This window comes from Streptococcus sp. CL6.22 (assembly GCF_049738055.1).
Classification (GTDB): domain Bacteria; phylum Bacillota; class Bacilli; order Lactobacillales; family Streptococcaceae; genus Streptococcus; species Streptococcus mitis_DJ.
In genome coordinates this window covers 1-17,198 of the sequence record NZ_JBKOTV010000014.1, presented here as the reverse complement: position 1 = coordinate 17,198, position 17,198 = coordinate 1, and the positions used below count along the sequence as shown (strand labels likewise).

Below are 17,198 nucleotides of genomic sequence, written 5' to 3'. Positions count from 1 at the left end.
ATAGAAAGAAGGAGAATTTTCAAATATGAAATCAACAACTAAAAAGATTAAAACAACTCTTGCAGGAGTAGCTGCCTTGTTTGCAGTATTTGCTCCATCATTTGTATCTGCTCAAGAATCATCAACTTACACTGTTAAAGAAGGTGATACACTTTCAGAAATCGCTGAAACTCACAACACAACTGTTGAGAAATTGGCAGAAAACAACCACATCGACAACGTTCATTTGATTTATGTTGGTCAAGAGTTGGTTATCGATGGTCCTGTAGCACCTGTTGCAACACCAGCGCCAGCTACTTATGCGGCACCAGCTGCTCAAGATGAAACTGTTTCAGCTCCAGTAGCAGAAACTACAGAAGTAGTAGAAGAAGCAGCACCAGCTGCAAGCGCTCCTGTAGCAGAAGAAACTGTTGCTGCAGCAGAAACTTCAGCACCAGCTGCAACTGTAAGTGGATCTGAAGCAGAAGCTAAAGAATGGATTGCACAAAAAGAATCAGGTGGTAGCTATACAGCTACAAACGGCCAATACATTGGACGTTACCAATTGACAGATTCATACTTGAACGGTGACTACTCAGCTGAAAACCAAGAACGTGTAGCAGATGCTTACGTTGCAGGACGTTACGGTTCATGGTCAGCTGCTAAAAACTTCTGGCTTAACAACGGCTGGTATTAAGAAATAATGAACAGAATAATTTGAAAAAGTCGAGGAAATCCCTCGACTTTTTTATATTTCTTTCGGTTGATAATAGATCTCCACTTCTTTTTTGAGAAAGGCTAGAATGGAAGTTTCATCGGTCAGCTCTAGAAGGGAGAACCCTTTTTGGATAAGTTTAGCATCATCCCTACAAATCCCAATACGGACATAGCAGATAGCAAGCATATCGTAGCTTTTCTTGTTCTTGGCATCCTCTAGTAAAGTATAGCAGATTTGTTGACACATGTTTCTGTCTTGATGATATAAGTAAATGGTGGAAAGGTTGAGTAGGATTGCCATTCGCAAGTCATATAAATGTTGGTAGTTTTTATAGACTTCCAAGCGTTGCAAGATTTTTTCAGTGATGAGATGGAGGTGTTCAATAGGAAAGCTGAAAAGGATGGTATTGAGGATTTTTAGGTCACTTTCATACCATGTATCTTGTTTTTCAATTTTTTCCCAAAGTTTTTTGACAGTTTGTTTCACTTGGTCTGACAGTTGCTCTGTACCATGTTGGCGAATATGAATGACAACTTCCAGCATATCCCTGATTTCTTCTATAGGCAGGTCGTGATGGGTCTTGAGATAGTTTTGGCATGTTTCAAAAAAATGAACTAGACCACTGCCACCAATGATGGAATTCATATTGAGATAAGTTTGCATGATTTCTGTCCGTTGGCTCGGCTGATAGAGATGGCAGATGTAGTCAAATTCTTCAAAACTCATATTCATTTGCCGAAGAAGAAAATCCATATTTTCATATTTAGGAGTTGCCTTACCACTTTCAATCTTTGATAGGCTGGTTCTTGATAGGACATCTCCGCAGACCTCTTCTTGGGTTAATCCTTTTGACTCACGTATTTCTTTATAGACCTTTCCAAAATCATAACGCATGATTTTCTCCTTTTAGTGAAAAAAGTTAACAAACAATAAAATCCTATTAAAAATATTGTATCATAGTAATATAAAAAGTAAAAAAGAAAGCTAAAATAAGTTTGATGTAATTTTAATATGGGGTTAATGAGTACTATGATGTAGCTAGAAAAGGGGTGGAAAAATGTTTAAAAATAAGGAACTTTTTCGAGTAGTCATGATATTTGTGATAGGAATTATCCTAATTTTAATGACACCCGTCTTATTTAAAGTTATGATGGACCTATTTTCAAAATAAATAGGCTTCTGTTTTAGGCAGAGGTGTGAATCAGGAGGTTAAGCGATGAACTACAATTTAAAATATCTTTTATCAGGAATATTTGTCCTAGTCTTTATAGGTTTCCTAGTCTGGATGCGTTATGTTAATCAGAGGAAGGAAGAAGAGCATTCGGATGTGTCTTTTGAAGCGAGGTTAGATAGTGAAGTCAAGACCTTGTATAAACAACTAGGATTGGGTGAGGAGTCTCATTATTTCTTAGCCTATCGCTACCTACATCCTTGGTTTGATTTGGCGATTTTACCACCAACAGTTGAAATTTTCTTAACTAAAATAGCGCTGGTGATGGTAACTCCAGATGAACTGCTGATAAGAAATCTTGGAAATGGGATGACTTTCACAAGTGAGCATCATCGTGATTTGCGACAAGGACTTATCCGTATTCCCAAATCAGAGATAAAAGAATTTGAGATTCGCAACTGGAAAAGAGCTTTTGTATTTGGAGACTTTTTGACGATTAAAACAAGCCAACATAGCTATTATTTGCAGGTCAGAGATGATGGACTTCAAAAGGGAAGTCTTTCCGCCAAACATTTCTCCGACTTGAAACGACAAGATTTTTTAGGATTATTGACAGATAAAAGGACATTTTGATAGACAATTGCCCCAAAAATGGAATCTCTGAATGTTCAACAATTCAAAAACCACACAGTATCCCTTTCAATTTGATTATGTTCAATATTGGAATGACTGTGTGGTTTTATTTAGAAGTTAGTTTTTGTTAGACTTTTATATACTTTGTTCGATAAAAGACAATTAAATTAGTGATAGCCGATTGCTTACTGCTGACCGAATGATGTAACTCCGCCACCTAAACTAGCGAGATCATCACTGTTTGTTGTGGGAACTTCAGCATTGTTACTATTGGTATTAGTTTCTGCTTGAGCTTCTGAAGTATTAGCTGCTTGATTTTGTGTACTTGCCACATCATTTCCGCTGCTGCCAGCACTATCAGATGAAGGTTGTTCGCTTGCAGGCGCTTGTGAACTGTATCTGCTCCCATTTGACTCAGTATAGGTTGGAGTGTAGCTCCCTCCTCCTGAAGAATAGGTTTCTCTTTCCCCCTCGCTACTAGTCGTTCCTGTTTCTTTTTTGTCAGTCTTTTGTCCTTCTTTTTTGGTCAAGACTTCAACTTGCTTTTGGAATTTAGAAATTAGTTCTTGGATGGGTTTTATTTTTTCATCAATAGTGGTTTGTTCGCTTGTGGAGTTAACACTTTTAATGATTTCTAGTATTTTTTGTAAGGAAGTGATGGCTGTTTCAAGTGTTTGTTTATCTTCAAACTGACTATCGGATTCCTTTATATCCATTTTTAAAGCTTTTTCGCTATAATGATTGGTGATTTTATCGGACGTAGTAGTAAGAAAGTCTGCTAATGTTTGCTTGCCTTCGTCAGTGTTTGGCTTCAATTCTTGAATTCTTTTCCAATCTTCTATAATTGTTTCAGAATCGATATTAAAATCTTTGATGGCTTTTTTTACTTGTTCGACATCTTGTTCATTTTTTTGCCGTTTGAAGAAAGCAATATTGCCTCTTTCTGTTAAGATGTTTTCTTGGTGAATGACTAGACCAATTAAAAGTCCAATACTTGCGACAATGATAATAGTAAAAATGGTATTTTTTGATTTTAGAATATCTTTGTAGTTTTTCACAATCGTTCTACGTACATGGATGGTAGTATCTTTAAGGGATCATGTACGTATTCCTCCTCAATATAGTATATCATTTTTAGTTTATTTTATAAATAAGATAATAAGCAGTAGAGGGATTAAGCTATAAATTACCCTCTTTTTAAACAATTATATATGTATTTACAAAGAGGTTGGTCGATTGACAGCCTCTTTCTTGTCTTCTCCAACCAAGCATGTTATAATGAATACTGCTCAAGCGACCTTCAATCGTTAAGCACACACGACCTTCAATCGTGAATAAACGAATAGATGGGAGACTTACCATGAGTGAGAACTCTAAAACACGTGTTGTCGTAGGGATGAGTGGTGGTGTTGATTCGTCGGTGACAGCTCTTCTTCTCAAGGAGCAGGGCTACGATGTGATCGGTATCTTCATGAAGAACTGGGACGACACAGATGAAAACGGCGTCTGTACGGCGACCGAAGATTACAAGGATGTGGCTGCGGTAGCAGACCAGATTGGCATTCCCTACTACTCTGTCAATTTTGAAAAAGAGTACTGGGACCGCGTTTTTGAGTATTTCCTAGCGGAATACCGTGCAGGACGCACGCCAAATCCAGATGTTATGTGCAACAAGGAAATCAAGTTCAAGGCCTTTTTGGACTATGCCATGACTTTGGGGGCAGACTATGTGGCGACTGGGCACTATGCCCGAGTGGCGCGTGATGAGGATGGGACAGTTCACATGCTTCGTGGCGTGGACAATGGCAAGGATCAGACCTATTTTCTCAGCCAGCTTTCGCAAGAACAGCTCCAAAAAACCATGTTCCCGCTGGGACATTTAGAAAAACCTGAAGTTCGCAGACTAGCAGAAGAAGCAGGCCTTGCGACTGCTAAGAAGAAAGACTCGACAGGGATTTGCTTTATCGGAGAAAAGAACTTTAAAAACTTTCTCAGCAACTACCTGCCAGCTCAGCCAGGTCGCATGATGACTGTAGATGGTCGCGATATGGGCGAGCATGCAGGTCTTATGTACTATACAATTGGTCAGCGTGGTGGACTTGGTATCGGTGGGCAACACGGTGGTGACAATGCCCCTTGGTTCGTTGTCGGAAAAGACCTAAGCAAGAATATTCTCTATGTAGGACAAGGATTCTACCATGATTCGCTCATGTCAACTAGCCTAGAGGCCAGTCAAGTTCACTTTACTCGTGATATGCCAGAGGAATTTACACTAGAATGCACAGCAAAGTTCCGCTACCGTCAGCCTGATTCTAAGGTGATAGTACATGTCAAAGGAGATAAGGCAGAGGTTATCTTTGCAGAACCGCAACGCGCGATTACACCAGGACAGGCAGCTGTCTTTTACGATGGCGAAGAGTGTCTAGGTGGTGGTTTGATTGACAATGCTTACCGTGATGGACAAGTTTGTCAGTACATTTAGATTGACAAATTTTCTCAATTTGCTACAATAATAAAAGCAATAGAAATGATGGTCAAAGCTCATGGATGTTGCAGGCTTTTTTGTCCTGCACTTCTTTGGAGTTTTGACTGTTTTTGTGTCGTTTAAGGGAAAGGACAAGAATGACTCAGCAAGACTTTCGGACAAAAGTAGGAAATACGGTTTTTGGAGTTCGGGCGACAGCCTTGATTCTCCAAAATCGCAAGATTCTAGTCACCAAAGACAAGAACAAGTATTACACTATTGGCGGTGCGATCCAAGTCAATGAAAGAACGAAGGACGCAGTTGTCCGTGAAGTCAGGGAAGAACTGGGTGTCAAAGCTCAAGCTGGGCAACTAGCTTTTGTTGTTGAAAATCATTTTGAACAAGACGGTGTTTCCTATCACAACATTGAATTTCATTATCTGGTGGACTTGCTTGAAGATGCCCCATTGACCATGCAGGAAGATGAGAAAAGGCAGCCCTGTGAATGGATTGATTTGGATAAACTTGAGGATTTCCAGTTAGTTCCAGCCTTTCTAAAAACAGCCCTACCAGATTGGGACGGCCAACTAAGACACATCCATCTTGAGGAATAGGAGAGAAACATGACTTATAATTTTACTGAAGAATACGATATTATTGTAATTGGTGCGGGACACGCTGGGGTAGAAGCATCCCTAGCTGCTAGTCGTATGGGTTGTAAGGTCTTACTTGCGACCATCAATATTGAAATGCTGGCTTTCATGCCTTGTAACCCCTCTATCGGTGGTTCTGCCAAAGGGATTGTTGTGCGTGAAGTTGATGCCCTCGGTGGCGAGATGGCCAAAACCATTGACAAGACTTACATCCAGATGAAGATGCTTAACACAGGGAAGGGGCCAGCTGTCCGTGCCCTTCGTGCGCAGGCTGACAAGGAGCTTTACTCTAAGGAGATGCGCAAGACAGTTGAAAATCAAGAGAATCTGACCCTTCGTCAAACCATGATTGATGAGATTTTGGTTGAAGATGGCAAGGTTGTTGGTGTTCGTACAGCAACCCATCAAGAATATGCTGCTAAGGCTGTTATCGTGACGACAGGGACGGCCCTCCGTGGGGAAATTATCATTGGAGACCTTAAGTATTCATCAGGTCCTAACCACAGCCTAGCTTCTATTAACCTTGCTGACAATCTCAAGGAACTGGGCCTCGAAATCGGTCGTTTCAAGACGGGAACCCCTCCACGTGTCAAGGCTTCTTCAATCAACTACGATGTGACCGAGATTCAGCCAGGAGACGAAGCGCCAAATCACTTCTCATATACTTCACGTGATGAGGACTATGTAAAGGACCAAGTGCCATGCTGGTTGACCTACACCAACGGTACAAGTCATGAGATTATCCAAAACAACCTCCACCGTGCGCCTATGTTTACAGGTGTGGTCAAGGGAGTGGGTCCTCGTTACTGTCCGTCGATTGAAGACAAGATTGTGCGCTTTGCGGACAAGGAACGCCACCAACTCTTCCTTGAGCCAGAAGGGCGCAATACTGAGGAAGTCTATGTCCAAGGCCTCTCAACCAGTTTACCTGAAGATGTGCAACGTGAACTTGTTCATTCTATCAAAGGTTTGGAAAATGCAGAGATGATGCGAACAGGTTATGCCATTGAGTATGACATGGTCTTGCCACACCAGTTGCGTGCGACTCTGGAAACCAAGAAAATCTCCGGACTTTTCACTGCTGGTCAGACCAATGGAACGTCAGGTTACGAAGAAGCTGCTGGGCAAGGGATTATCGCAGGTATTAATGCGGCTCTGAAAATCCAAGGCAAGCCTGAATTGATTTTGAAGCGCAGTGATGGTTATATCGGGGTGATGATTGATGACTTGGTGACCAAGGGAACCATTGAACCCTACCGTCTATTGACCAGTCGTGCTGAATACCGTCTCATTCTCCGTCATGACAATGCCGATATGCGTTTGACAGAGATGGGACGCGAGATTGGACTTGTGGACGATGAACGCTGGGCTCGATTTGAAATCAAGAAAAATCAATTTGACAATGAGATGAAACGCCTAGACAGCATCAAACTCAAGCCAGTAAAGGAAACCAATGCCAAGGTTGAGGAGATGGGCTTCAAGCCGTTGACAGATGCGGTGACAGCCAAGGAATTCCTTCGCCGTCCAGAAGTTTCTTACCAAGATGTGGTAGCCTTCATCGGGCCAGCAGCAGAGGACTTGGATGACAAGATTATCGAATTGATTGAAACAGAAATCAAGTACGAAGGCTATATTTCCAAAGCCATGGACCAGGTTGCCAAGATGAAACGAATGGAAGAAAAACGTATTCCAGCTAATATCGACTGGGATGATATTGATTCTATCGCAACAGAAGCCCGTCAGAAGTTCAAACTGATCAATCCAGAAACCATCGGCCAAGCCAGCCGTATTTCGGGAGTAAACCCAGCAGATATTTCTATTCTGATGGTGTATCTTGAAGGTAAAAATCGTAGTATTTCTAAAACTCTTCAAAAATCAAAATGATACGTCGTCGGCTTCGGCTCACCTAACTCAAGTTATGCTTTCGCCTAGCCTTCTAGTCTGATTTCGATTTTTATTGAGTTTTAACCTCAAAAGAAAGCATAGAGAAAAACAGCTCCGAGGACGGGGCTGTTTTTTTGACTTATTCTTCATCTGGTGTGAGGATCATAGGGATGATGATCGGTTCACGTTCTGTATTTTCATAAAGGAAGGGGCGAATAGCGTTGACAATGGCACCATTGACAGATTGCACGCTAGCATCCTTGTTTTTCAGTGCGATACGAATGGCATTGAAGAGGATGCGTTGGCTTTGGCGAATCAAGTCGCCAGACTCTCTCATGTAGACAAAGCCTCGACTGAGGATGTCTGGACCAGATAGAATCATCTGCGATTTGAAGTCAACAGTTGCGACTGCCAGAACGACACCGTCTTCAGATAGATCACGACGATCTTTGAGGACAGCTGCGCCGATTTCACCGATACGATTTCCATCGACATAGATGTCTTGGGCGTTGAAATGACCTGCAATACGAGCTGAGTTAGCAGTAAGGGCAAGCACATCACCATTGCTCATGATAAAGATATTGTCCTTCTCAACACCAGTATCCACCGCAAGTCCAGCATGGACTTTTTGCATGCGGTATTCACCGTGAACAGGCATGAAGTATTTTGGCTTAATCAAGCGGAGCATAAGTTTTTGCTCTTGTTGGCCACCGTGTCCAGATGTATGGATATTGTTAACCTTACCGTGGATAACTTCGACACCAGCTTCTGAAATGATGTTAATCAGCTTGTTGACGCTAGTAGTGTTTCCAGGGATTGGACTAGAAGAGAAGATAACCGTATCACCGGGTTGGAGTTGTACCTGACGGTGGGTTCCGTTGGCGATACGAGAGAGGGCTGCCATTGGCTCCCCCTGACTACCTGTACAGAGGATAAGAACCTCGCCAGCAGGGTAGTCTTTGATTTCATTTGGCTCGATAAAGGTTCCCTTAGGAGCTTTGATGTAGCCAAGATCGATTCCGTTGACAATGGCCTTTTCCATCGAACGACCAAAGACAGCGATCTTACGTCCAGTCTTAACAGCAGCTTCTGTTGCTTGCTGGAGACGGAAGATATTTGAGGCAAAGGATGCAAAGATGATACGTCCCTCTATGCCTTGGATAATCTTCATGATGGACTGACCAACGACTTTTTCAGAGTTGGTAAAGGTTGGCACTTCTGCATTTGTTGAGTCAGACAGGAGACAGAGCACGCCTTCTTCGCCAAGGGCAGCCATACGGTGCAAGTCCGCAGGTTCTCCAACTGGAGTAAAGTCGAACTTAAAGTCACCCGTACAGACGATTTTTCCTTGAGGTGTATGAATAACAATCCCCAAAGGCTCTGGAATGGAGTGAGTGGTTCTAAAGAAAGTTGCCTTGAGATTTTTAAAGGTCAACTCAGTGTTGTGGTTGATTTCGTAAAGTTTGGCGTTGCGCAAGAGGCCGTGTTCTTCGAGTTTCCCACGGATCAAAGCCAAGGCAAGTGGTCCAGCATAGATAGGGACATTTGCTTGCTTGAGTAGGAAAGGAATCCCACCGATGTGGTCCTCGTGTCCGTGTGTGATTAAGACAGCCTTGACGCGGTCGATATTGTCCACGATGTATGAGTAGTCAGGAATGACATAGTCGATACCCAGCAAGTCATCTTCTGGGAATTTAATCCCAGCATCGACGATAACAATCTCGTCTTGGTATTCAATCCCGTAAGTGTTTTTCCCGATTTCTCCCAGACCACCGATGGCAAAAACGCCGACTTCTTCAGGTTTAAGAGTGTAGGCCATATTAGAACTCCGTAATTTCGAAGGCGCCAGTTTCTTTTTCGTAATCTAGCAATTTGTCAGACAAGAGTTCGATATACTCGATATTGTACTCTGGGCGATTTTCTTCGACAAGTTGGCGAGCAGCGATGCGGCCCTCAAGTTCTGAGCTGGCATCGATGTCTAGGTAAAGTGCGCGTGTTGTTTCACGACGTGGGCTACGTTCTTTTGTTTCTTGATAAAAAACTTTGTAAATCATATAGTTCCTTTCTATTTACAGGTCAGCTTATTCCAAACTTTTAGCATAGATTTGCTTGATTTCATTCCATTTTGTGTCTAGATTGACCTTGATTCGTTACAATTATTTCAATTATACCACAAAATGAAAAATTAGTAAAAGACGGAAACGAGAAAGTCATAGGGTTACTCGTTGGTAAGCGTTTGCAAAAATAAAGAAAATATGTTATTTTGATAATGGAAGTGGAATTTATCATTTGTCACAATTCCCTATAGTTTTTAAGTCAAGGAGGTTGCCCTATGTATAATTTATTTGCTTTTGCTATCGGAGCTCGCTTGGTAGCTTTTATTGTTTTTGTTGCTTGCGTTTATGGAGGGAATCTTCTATTTGCCAAACTGGAACAACGACAAACCAAGTTCTTGTGGAAAATTACCTTTGTGACTCTCTACTCGCTTTTTCTCCTCCTCGTAACCTATGTAGTTTGGTTTATATTTTACTTTGGATTAAATGCTTAGATGCCCTGCTCTGCTGGGGTATTTTTGTTTGGGGGCAAAGAAAATTCCACCCCATCTATCAAGATGAGGTGGTCTTTGCATTTTTCTAAAATGACATGACAATGGAATTTTCAGAGCTTATTAGCTTTATATTAATGATTCTTCTGCTCAAAAATAGAGTTGAAGACTAAAAACAAAACAATACAAACAGATAAATCGATTGGTAAAGGGATAGTAGTAATGTTTAAATCATTGAGAATGCTGAGCAAACTATAAGAGATAAAGATAATAAAATTTATCCTTCTAAAAATGTGTTTTTTATCTAGCATGACTTACCAAACTTTTTACGAAGGTCTTTTCCAATGGTATAACCTGCCATAAATAAAGCGATACCAACACCTACACCAAAACCACCCTTTATTTCTTGCAATTCCTTATTAGAAATTTCACAATAGTTGTTCAAATCTTTCATCATATTAATCTCCTCCTAAAAAATAACCAGCTGCCAAACCAGAACCTATAAGTGCTGTTCCACCTGCAATAGCTTTCCAAGATACTGCTACTCCAAAGATAACCAAGGGAGCGAGACCGCCATCAATATCTGATAATTCATTTTCAGATAAGGATAAAAATTGATTGTCAAGAACGTCAAAATTTGTCATTGAACTTTCCTCCTTTTTTCTTGTTCACTTTTATATTCGGAAAAGAAAAGGAAAAGTGAGCATTTTTTAAATTATTTTTTAGCTAAGTATAGGCATTTTTGTTTGGGGGCAAAGAAAATTCCCATGTGCCAGCTTTTGTAGTATAATAGTAAGCAGACAAAAAGATAGGAATGTGTTATGAAAGTATTAGCTTTTGATACGTCCAGCAAGGCTCTTTCTCTCGCTATTTTAGAGGACAAGCAGGTTCTTGCCGAGACGACGATTAATATTAAGAAAAATCACAGTATTACCCTCATGCCTGCCATCGATTTTTTGATGGCAAGTGTGAACTGGACGCCCAAGGATTTGGATAGAATCGTTGTGGCGGAAGGGCCAGGTAGCTACACAGGTTTGCGAATCGCGGTAGCAACTGCCAAGACTTTGGCTCATACCCTGAACATTGAGTTAGTTGGTATGTCTAGCCTCTTGGCTCTGGTGCCCTACCAACAAGAAGGCTTGTTCGTTCCCTTGATGGATGCGCGTCGCAACAATGTTTATGCAGGATTTTATGAAAATGCCAAACCTGTCATGCCAGAAGCGCACCTATCTTTTGAAGAGGTGTTAGAGAAAGTTAAGGGTGCTAGTCAGGTAACCTTTGTCGGAGAAGTTGCCCCCTTTGTGGAGCAGATTCAAGAACACTTGCCAAGGACTAATTACAAAGAAACCTTGCCTAATGCAGCCAATCTTGCTCTTTTGGCTTGGGACAAGGAAGCAGACTCCTTGCATGATTTTGTGCCGAACTACCTCAAGCGTGTCGAGGCTGAGGAAAACTGGCTAAAGAATCACACCGAATCTGGCGAGTCTTATATTAAACGCCTATGATAGAAATCAAAGGAACTCAACAGCAACCTGATCTGGCTCAAGCCATCTACGCTGTTATGGCAGCTGTTTACCCAGTCAGTTCTTGGACGCTGGAACAAATCCAAGCAGATTTGTCCCAAGATCAGACTTGGTATGCTCTAGCTTATGATGGAGCAGAAGTGATTGGATTTTTAGCTGTGCAGGAGAATCTATTTGAAGCAGAAGTCCTGCAAATCGCTGTCAAAGGAGCCTATCAGGGTCAGGGAATTGCCTCGGCCTTGTTTGCTCAATTGCCGGCAGATAAGGAGATTTTCCTCGAAGTCAGAAAGTCAAATCACCGAGCGCAAGCATTTTACAAGAAAGAAAAGATGGCAGTCATCGCTGAGCGAAAGGCCTACTACCATGACCCAGTCGAGGACGCCATCATCATGAAGAGAGAAATAGATGAAGGATAGATATATTTTAGCATTTGAGACATCCTGTGATGAGACCAGTGTCGCTGTCTTAAAAAACGACGACCAGCTCTTGTCCAATGTCATTGCTAGTCAAATCGAGAGCCACAAACGTTTTGGGGGCGTAGTGCCAGAAGTAGCTAGTCGTCACCATGTCGAGGTCATTACAGCCTGTATCGAGGAGGCTCTAGCAGAAGCAGGAATTACCGAAGAGGACGTAACAGCTGTGGCGGTTACCTATGGACCGGGCTTGGTCGGAGCCTTACTAGTTGGTTTGTCAGCTGCCAAGGCCTTTGCTTGGGCACATGGGCTTCCGCTGATTCCCGTTAACCACATGGCTGGCCACCTCATGGCCGCTCAGAGTGTGGAGCCTTTGGAGTTTCCCTTGCTAGCCCTCTTGGTTAGCGGTGGGCACACAGAGTTGGTTTATGTTTCGGAGGCTGGTGATTACAAGATTGTTGGGGAAACGCGAGATGACGCGGTTGGTGAGGCCTATGATAAGGTTGGCCGTGTCATGGGCTTGACCTATCCTGCCGGTCGTGAGATTGACGAGCTAGCTCATCAGGGGCAGGATATTTATGATTTTCCTCGAGCCATGATTAAGGAAGATAATCTGGAGTTTTCATTCTCAGGTTTGAAATCTGCCTTTATCAATCTTCACCACAATGCCGAGCAAAAGGGAGAGAGTCTGTCTACAGAGGATTTGTGTGCTTCCTTCCAAGCCGCTGTCTTGGATATTCTTATGGCAAAAACTAAGAAGGCTTTGGAGAAGTACCCTGTTAAAACCCTTGTCGTGGCAGGTGGGGTAGCAGCCAATAAAGGCCTTAGAGAACGCCTAGCAACTGAAATCACAGATGTCAATGTCATCATTCCACCTCTGCGCCTCTGCGGAGACAATGCAGGTATGATTGCCTATGCTAGCGTTAGCGAGTGGAACAAAGAAAACTTTGCAAACTTGGGCCTCAATGCCAAACCAAGTCTCGCTTTTGATACTATGGAATAAAGAGTCAGCTTAAGGCTGACTTTTTTACTTGCCGAAATGTCAGAATATTTTGACAAATAAATGTAAATAATGATATAATATATAAAGAATAGGAGGTGGTCAGATGATTGGGAGAATGGAATTGGGGGAATTTTACAAGGAATTACGTTTGGCTAGAAAGCTCAAGCAGTCAGATGTGGCTTGTGCTGGACTAACAGCTTCTCAGCTATCCAAGTTCGAACTAGGGCAGTCTATGCTGTCTGCAGATAAGTTGATTCTAGCTATCCAAGGTATAAATGTGACCTTTGATGAGTTTGGGCACAAGCTCAACAACTATCAAGAATCTCCACATATGCGAATTGGTAGAAAGGTTGTGGATCGCTTTGCCCACCAAGATATAGCTGGTTTAGAGCAACTGTTGGAGGAAGTCGAGCAAGAACAGATGGCAGAGACCTATCGTCGTTTGAATGCCATTGTAATTAAAAACGCACTCCATTCCTTAAATAAGAACTATCCATTAGTAAAAGAAGATAGCGAGTTTTTGACTATCTATCTCTATGCTATTGAGTCTTGGACCTGGTTTGAACTCTATCTCTTTTGCAATACCATGCCCTTCTTGAGCAATCAAGATTTGATATTTTTATCGACCGCTTTAATTGAGAAATCTAGGGAATTTAAAGAGTTGGTACATAATCGATTGTATATGAAAAGTGGATTTCTGAATATTATATCAGAACTCATGGAGCGTAAACTTTTCTCTTATATCCCAATTTTTGAAGCTGAGCTAGAGAGCATGCTTCGTCCATACGATGTTTTTGAAAAAGTATTGTGGCAGTTTTTAAAGAAAATGAAGATTTTCCTTCAAACCAAAGGAAGCAATCAAAAAGAGATTGAAAGATTTATCCAATCTCTGCAAGTATTAGAAAATCCACAATTGCTAGCCCTCTTCGAATTGCGTTTGAAGCAATACAAAGAACTTATTGAGTAGTCAACAATTGCAAATCTGAAATTTCTATAAGAAAAAATATCAAATATGCGATTTTCTAAAATAAGCTAATTTTCGTGTTATACTATCCTTGTAAAGCACTTCAAGCAGATCCTAAGTCGCAGAAGTGGTTTATAGATGGGAATTCGTACAGTATATGTTTAATTATGAGCATACTGTAAATGGCTGGACTAAAAGTGAAACTTGGCGTCCTAGATAAAATGAGGTAAACGATGGAAAAACAAAGTCAGTTACAAATGTTAATTCATTCCCTATACAATAATAAAGAAATTAGCTTGACGGAAGAATTTAGGAAGCAATTGCTGGAAACAGCAAAACAGTTCTCTAGTACTAATGAAGATTTGTTAGCTGTACGTCTTTCTTTTGCCGTCTCTAAAGAATTGTTGAGCTTTAAAGGTGAACCGCCGACAGAGTTGTTGGATTTAGCAAAATTTGTCCAAAAGAAAGAAGCTAAATACAAGCAGGGAATAGTGTGGTCTGGTATTTTTAAGATATGATTTATTATAAAATACGGCATGAACATCATATAATGGATGAATCTGAATATGAGCAAGGCTTGGAGTTCAATATTAAACCAAGTCTTGTTTTCTATACACTGGAACTTTAAAAGGAGTTGTGATGAAAGTATTTCTTCAAAATAGAAATTTTAGGCAATTAACCATCAACCAGTGGATTTCAACGGTTGGGGATACGATTTTTTATCTGGCCTTTTTGAATTATGTGGCAGATGCATCTTTTGCCCCTTTGGCGATTTTACTGATCACGATTTCAGAAACCCTTCCTCAAGTTCTGCAAATCTTTCTGGGAGTTTTGGCGGATTTTCAACATCATCGTGTCCTAAAATATACAATGATTAGTTTTGCAAAATTTTTGCTTTACTCTATCGTTTCTTTATCACTTTCAGGGCAGTCCTTTTCCTTGTTATTAGTAGCATTTATTTGTCTGATTAACCTCTTATCTGACACATTGAGTTATTTTTCAGGCGCCATGCTCACTCCGATTTTCATTAGAATTATTGGGCAAGACCATCTGGCAGAAGCTATTGGATTTAAACAGTCAACTGTTAGTTTAGTGAAAACAATCAGTAATATTCTAGGAGGAGTCTTACTAGGTATTCTATCTATCCAGTCTATTTCCTTACTGAATGCTCTGACCTTTTTAATCGCATTTTTAGGTATTCTTTTCATAAAAACAGACCTCTTGAAAGTAGAAAAAACGATTAGCTATCAAGAAGGACTCTCTGTAAAATCCTTTTGCCAGCATCTGCTCCAATCATCAAAATTGATATGGAATATGAATAAGGTGCTCTTGGTTTTGTTTATTATCTCTATTAGTCAAGCAGTGATAAATGTTACAGTTCCTGTTTCTACTCTGTTTTTGAGGAATCAGCCCTTTTTGAATTTACAAACAGGTCAATCTCTTGCCTTGTTATCCACCCTTGAATTGTCAGCCCTTATTGTCGGAAGCCTTGTGAGTGGCTATCTGAAGAATACAATCTCCATAAAACTAGCCCTATATGCCTCGCTTATTATCCAATTACTCCTTTTAGTTGGCTTTGTGGCAGTTCGTTTTGACTGGATTCTTATCTTTAGTGCCTTGGATGCCTTTTTCGCAGGTATCCTCTCTCCTCGATTACAGGAACTCATTTTTAAACAAATACCTGAGGAGTCAATGGGAGCAGTTCAATCCTCTATCGGTGCCATTACAGTTGTTTTACCTAGCTTATTTACAATAGCTTTGGTAACCATTGCTACTAGCTTTGGAACTCTGGCAGTTAGCTTTGTTTTATTGCTATTTCTTCTAGCTGCCTTTATCATACTCTTGAATATCCGTGAAAACATTTAGCGAAGAATGTGTATATTATATGTTTGAGACTGGATTCCAGTCTGTTTATGATGGCTACAATCAGCAGACTGTTAAATTTTTGAGAAAGTTGCTTGACATTTCAGACCAATCGGTTTATAATTCAAAAATGTAGAGATAAATACATGAGAAAAGAAGAAAAAACAAGACTACGAAGAGAGAAAATCATTACCGCTGCTTTGTTTGAATTTGCTACAAAAGGCTATCAAGGTTTTGTCATCAATGAACTTTGTAAAGTGGATGGTATTTCCAAAGGAGTTTTGTATCATAATTTTTCAGGGAAATCAGACCTCTATCTAACTTGTTTTCAGGAGAGTTTTGAGAAAGCTTTGGCAGTGTTTCTGGGGGTGGAAGGTCAAGTGCCCTCCTTAGCTGATTATATGGAAAGACGTCACCAATTTTATCAGCAATACCCAGAACATAGCCACATTTTCTTTGAGGCAATGATTGCGACACCAGAAGAATTGGAAGCAGACATTGCACCACAGAAAGCTATCTTTTTGGACTTGAATGAACAAGTTTGTCAAAAACTTATATCAGAATCCAAAAGCTATCTTTTTGGACTTGAATGAACAAGTTTGTCAAAAACTTATATCAGAATCCAAACTGAAAGAGCATATTGATGAGAAACGAGCTATGGACTATCTGCGATTGATTCAGGATATGTTTCGTTCCTATTATTTAACTGTTTCGTCAGATAGCAGTTTGCCTGACTTGGTTTCAGGATATGAACATCAATTATCACAGGTTTTGGATATGATGATTTATGGAATACTAGAGGAAGATTCCTCTAAAAAAGGAGAAAAATAATGTCGAAAATTTGGAAATGGTTGTTACTAATTGCGGGTATTTTTGCAGTTTTTGTAGGTTTTAATATGTTTGCACATCCTCTTATTAGCTTGGCTTCCATGACTTTCTGGTTTGCACTTGTATTTGCAGTTCAAGGGATTTCTGAGATTGTACAATACTTCAAATCAGAAGAAAAGCATGGCTGGAATTTATTTGGAGGAATTGTTACCCTCATCCTCGCTCTTACCTTGTTCTCAGGTAGCTTTATTGAAATGGTAACATTTGTACCATTTATCATTTCTTTATGGGCCTTGACAAATGGTATTACAAAAACTATCGTTGGTTTCAAGGTTCGTAAGACGGATAAATCGGTAGGTACCCCTCTAGTTTGGATGGGGATTTTAGGAATCGTAGCAGGTTTAATCATGATGGGACACCCATTGATGACCGGTCTCTATATTAGTTACACCATTGCCTTTGTCTTTATTTATCAAGGTATTGTGGCAATTGTTCAATTCTTCAAGATTAAATAAGAATAAAATGGAGTCTGTCTGATTACAATCAGCAGACTTTTT

General features: G+C 40.6%; 21 protein-coding genes. 15 read left to right on the top strand and 6 right to left on the bottom strand.

The genetic code is table 11. The features are described from left to right. Positions 1-25 precede the first annotated feature (25 nt). Complete coding sequence (locus ACLNCW_RS07965; RefSeq protein WP_000843470.1) at positions 26-676, top strand: LysM peptidoglycan-binding domain-containing protein; 651 nt, start codon at positions 26-28, stop codon at positions 674-676. 51 nt (positions 677-727) lie between these two features. Here the strand turns inward: ACLNCW_RS07965 and ACLNCW_RS07960 are convergent, their stop codons facing one another. Next, positions 728-1,591: a helix-turn-helix transcriptional regulator gene (locus ACLNCW_RS07960; protein WP_265465361.1), complete on the bottom strand. Its 864-nt coding sequence runs from the start codon at positions 1,589-1,591 to the stop codon at positions 728-730. 322 nt (positions 1,592-1,913) lie between these two features. On the opposite strand from ACLNCW_RS07960, the gene ACLNCW_RS07955 reads away from it, so the two are divergent. Next, positions 1,914-2,501 carry a hypothetical protein gene (locus tag ACLNCW_RS07955; protein WP_261050664.1) on the top strand — a complete coding sequence of 196 codons (588 nt, stop codon included), beginning with the start codon at positions 1,914-1,916 and terminating at the stop codon, positions 2,499-2,501. A gap of 185 nt (positions 2,502-2,686) precedes the next feature. Here ACLNCW_RS07955 and ACLNCW_RS07950 read toward each other — a convergent pair whose 3' ends face one another. After that, positions 2,687-3,559, bottom strand: a complete 873-nt coding sequence (locus ACLNCW_RS07950; protein ID WP_261012769.1) for a hypothetical protein — start codon at positions 3,557-3,559, stop codon at positions 2,687-2,689. 302 nt (positions 3,560-3,861) lie between these two features. Between ACLNCW_RS07950 and mnmA the strand changes: the two genes are divergently transcribed. The 3 genes from mnmA to mnmG all read left to right on the top strand — a co-directional run bounded on the left by mnmA (position 3,862) and on the right by mnmG (position 7,502). After that, the gene (gene mnmA, locus ACLNCW_RS07945; protein ID WP_424845873.1) at positions 3,862-4,983 is read left to right on the top strand and encodes a tRNA 2-thiouridine(34) synthase MnmA; all 1,122 of its coding nucleotides are present in this window, start codon (positions 3,862-3,864) and stop codon (positions 4,981-4,983) included. 140 nt (positions 4,984-5,123) lie between these two features. Beyond that, a complete protein-coding gene (locus tag ACLNCW_RS07940; protein WP_031237265.1) occupies positions 5,124-5,579 on the top strand; it encodes an NUDIX hydrolase in 456 nt (151 codons plus the stop codon). 9 nt (positions 5,580-5,588) lie between these two features. Continuing rightward, the gene (mnmG, locus tag ACLNCW_RS07935) at positions 5,589-7,502 is read left to right on the top strand and encodes a tRNA uridine-5-carboxymethylaminomethyl(34) synthesis enzyme MnmG (RefSeq protein ID WP_125415403.1); all 1,914 of its coding nucleotides are present in this window, start codon (positions 5,589-5,591) and stop codon (positions 7,500-7,502) included. 139 nt (positions 7,503-7,641) lie between these two features. Here mnmG and rnjA read toward each other — a convergent pair whose 3' ends face one another. Together rnjA and ACLNCW_RS07925 are read right to left on the bottom strand one after the other, a co-directional pair. After that, complete coding sequence (gene rnjA / locus ACLNCW_RS07930) at positions 7,642-9,321, bottom strand: ribonuclease J1 (protein WP_308525777.1); 1,680 nt, start codon at positions 9,319-9,321, stop codon at positions 7,642-7,644. 1 nt (position 9,322) lies between these two features. Further along, the gene (locus ACLNCW_RS07925) at positions 9,323-9,556 is read right to left on the bottom strand and encodes a DNA-dependent RNA polymerase subunit epsilon (RefSeq protein WP_000639572.1); all 234 of its coding nucleotides are present in this window, start codon (positions 9,554-9,556) and stop codon (positions 9,323-9,325) included. Between the two features lie 278 nt (positions 9,557-9,834). Between ACLNCW_RS07925 and ACLNCW_RS07920 the strand changes: the two genes are divergently transcribed. Next, a complete protein-coding gene (locus ACLNCW_RS07920) occupies positions 9,835-10,050 on the top strand; it encodes a hypothetical protein (protein ID WP_049500723.1) in 216 nt (71 codons plus the stop codon). Between the two features lie 301 nt (positions 10,051-10,351). Here ACLNCW_RS07920 and cibB read toward each other — a convergent pair whose 3' ends face one another. Further along, positions 10,352-10,504: a fratricide two-peptide bacteriocin subunit CibB gene (gene cibB / locus ACLNCW_RS07915; RefSeq protein ID WP_000974044.1), complete on the bottom strand. Its 153-nt coding sequence runs from the start codon at positions 10,502-10,504 to the stop codon at positions 10,352-10,354. A 1-nt stretch (position 10,505) separates the two neighbouring features. Then, positions 10,506-10,691, bottom strand: coding sequence for a fratricide two-peptide bacteriocin subunit CibA (cibA, locus tag ACLNCW_RS07910; protein WP_000180841.1), 186 nt, complete (start codon positions 10,689-10,691; stop codon positions 10,506-10,508). Positions 10,692-10,868: 177 nt separating this feature from the next. Between cibA and tsaB the strand changes: the two genes are divergently transcribed. The 9 genes from tsaB (at position 10,869) to ACLNCW_RS07865 (ending at position 17,156) form a co-directional block, all read left to right on the top strand. Continuing rightward, a complete protein-coding gene (gene tsaB / locus ACLNCW_RS07905) occupies positions 10,869-11,552 on the top strand; it encodes a tRNA (adenosine(37)-N6)-threonylcarbamoyltransferase complex dimerization subunit type 1 TsaB (RefSeq protein WP_424845867.1) in 684 nt (227 codons plus the stop codon). Beyond that, positions 11,549-11,986 carry a ribosomal protein S18-alanine N-acetyltransferase gene (rimI, locus tag ACLNCW_RS07900; RefSeq protein WP_078238060.1) on the top strand — a complete coding sequence of 146 codons (438 nt, stop codon included), beginning with the start codon at positions 11,549-11,551 and terminating at the stop codon, positions 11,984-11,986. The genes tsaB and rimI overlap by 4 nt, the downstream gene beginning before the upstream one ends. Then, a complete protein-coding gene (tsaD, locus tag ACLNCW_RS07895; protein WP_238096101.1) occupies positions 11,976-12,986 on the top strand; it encodes a tRNA (adenosine(37)-N6)-threonylcarbamoyltransferase complex transferase subunit TsaD in 1,011 nt (336 codons plus the stop codon). Before rimI ends, tsaD begins: the two co-directional genes overlap by 11 nt. A gap of 103 nt (positions 12,987-13,089) precedes the next feature. Then, positions 13,090-13,953 (top strand): Rgg/GadR/MutR family transcriptional regulator, encoded by an 864-nt coding sequence (locus ACLNCW_RS07890; protein WP_004254984.1) that lies wholly within the window; start codon positions 13,090-13,092, stop codon positions 13,951-13,953. Positions 13,954-14,183: 230 nt separating this feature from the next. Then, a complete protein-coding gene (locus ACLNCW_RS07885; RefSeq protein ID WP_004254985.1) occupies positions 14,184-14,468 on the top strand; it encodes a bacteriocin immunity protein in 285 nt (94 codons plus the stop codon). Positions 14,469-14,589: 121 nt separating this feature from the next. Beyond that, on the top strand, positions 14,590-15,816 hold the full coding sequence (locus tag ACLNCW_RS07880) for an MFS transporter (RefSeq protein WP_004254988.1): 1,227 nt from the start codon (positions 14,590-14,592) through the stop codon (positions 15,814-15,816). A gap of 143 nt (positions 15,817-15,959) precedes the next feature. Beyond that, positions 15,960-16,406 (top strand): TetR/AcrR family transcriptional regulator, encoded by a 447-nt coding sequence (locus ACLNCW_RS07875; RefSeq protein WP_004254991.1) that lies wholly within the window; start codon positions 15,960-15,962, stop codon positions 16,404-16,406. Further along, positions 16,399-16,644, top strand: coding sequence for a hypothetical protein (locus ACLNCW_RS07870; RefSeq protein ID WP_228111187.1), 246 nt, complete (start codon positions 16,399-16,401; stop codon positions 16,642-16,644). The genes ACLNCW_RS07875 and ACLNCW_RS07870 overlap by 8 nt, the downstream gene beginning before the upstream one ends. Further along, positions 16,644-17,156 carry an HdeD family acid-resistance protein gene (locus ACLNCW_RS07865; RefSeq protein WP_000036821.1) on the top strand — a complete coding sequence of 171 codons (513 nt, stop codon included), beginning with the start codon at positions 16,644-16,646 and terminating at the stop codon, positions 17,154-17,156. Before ACLNCW_RS07870 ends, ACLNCW_RS07865 begins: the two co-directional genes overlap by 1 nt. The last annotated feature ends 42 nt before the right edge of the window (positions 17,157-17,198 follow it).

Bases quoted from the DNA above. Each gene is read 5' to 3' on its own strand.
- ACLNCW_RS07965 (WP_000843470.1), top strand. From the start codon at position 26: ATGAAATCAACAACTAAAAAGATTAAAACAACTCTTGCAGGAGTAGCT.
- ACLNCW_RS07960 (WP_265465361.1), bottom strand. From the start codon at position 1,591: ATGCGTTATGATTTTGGAAAGGTCTATAAAGAAATACGTGAGTCAAAA.
- ACLNCW_RS07955 (WP_261050664.1), top strand. From the start codon at position 1,914: ATGAACTACAATTTAAAATATCTTTTATCAGGAATATTTGTCCTAGTC.
- mnmA (WP_424845873.1), top strand. From the start codon at position 3,862: ATGAGTGAGAACTCTAAAACACGTGTTGTCGTAGGGATGAGTGGTGGT.
- ACLNCW_RS07940 (WP_031237265.1), top strand. From the start codon at position 5,124: ATGACTCAGCAAGACTTTCGGACAAAAGTAGGAAATACGGTTTTTGGA.
- mnmG (WP_125415403.1), top strand. From the start codon at position 5,589: ATGACTTATAATTTTACTGAAGAATACGATATTATTGTAATTGGTGCG.
- rnjA (WP_308525777.1), bottom strand. From the start codon at position 9,321: ATGGCCTACACTCTTAAACCTGAAGAAGTCGGCGTTTTTGCCATCGGT.
- ACLNCW_RS07925 (WP_000639572.1), bottom strand. From the start codon at position 9,556: ATGATTTACAAAGTTTTTTATCAAGAAACAAAAGAACGTAGCCCACGT.
- ACLNCW_RS07920 (WP_049500723.1), top strand. From the start codon at position 9,835: ATGTATAATTTATTTGCTTTTGCTATCGGAGCTCGCTTGGTAGCTTTT.
- cibB (WP_000974044.1), bottom strand. From the start codon at position 10,504: ATGATGAAAGATTTGAACAACTATTGTGAAATTTCTAATAAGGAATTG.
- cibA (WP_000180841.1), bottom strand. From the start codon at position 10,691: ATGACAAATTTTGACGTTCTTGACAATCAATTTTTATCCTTATCTGAA.
- tsaB (WP_424845867.1), top strand. From the start codon at position 10,869: ATGAAAGTATTAGCTTTTGATACGTCCAGCAAGGCTCTTTCTCTCGCT.
- rimI (WP_078238060.1), top strand. From the start codon at position 11,549: ATGATAGAAATCAAAGGAACTCAACAGCAACCTGATCTGGCTCAAGCC.
- tsaD (WP_238096101.1), top strand. From the start codon at position 11,976: ATGAAGGATAGATATATTTTAGCATTTGAGACATCCTGTGATGAGACC.
- ACLNCW_RS07890 (WP_004254984.1), top strand. From the start codon at position 13,090: ATGATTGGGAGAATGGAATTGGGGGAATTTTACAAGGAATTACGTTTG.
- ACLNCW_RS07885 (WP_004254985.1), top strand. From the start codon at position 14,184: ATGGAAAAACAAAGTCAGTTACAAATGTTAATTCATTCCCTATACAAT.
- ACLNCW_RS07880 (WP_004254988.1), top strand. From the start codon at position 14,590: ATGAAAGTATTTCTTCAAAATAGAAATTTTAGGCAATTAACCATCAAC.
- ACLNCW_RS07875 (WP_004254991.1), top strand. From the start codon at position 15,960: ATGAGAAAAGAAGAAAAAACAAGACTACGAAGAGAGAAAATCATTACC.
- ACLNCW_RS07865 (WP_000036821.1), top strand. From the start codon at position 16,644: ATGTCGAAAATTTGGAAATGGTTGTTACTAATTGCGGGTATTTTTGCA.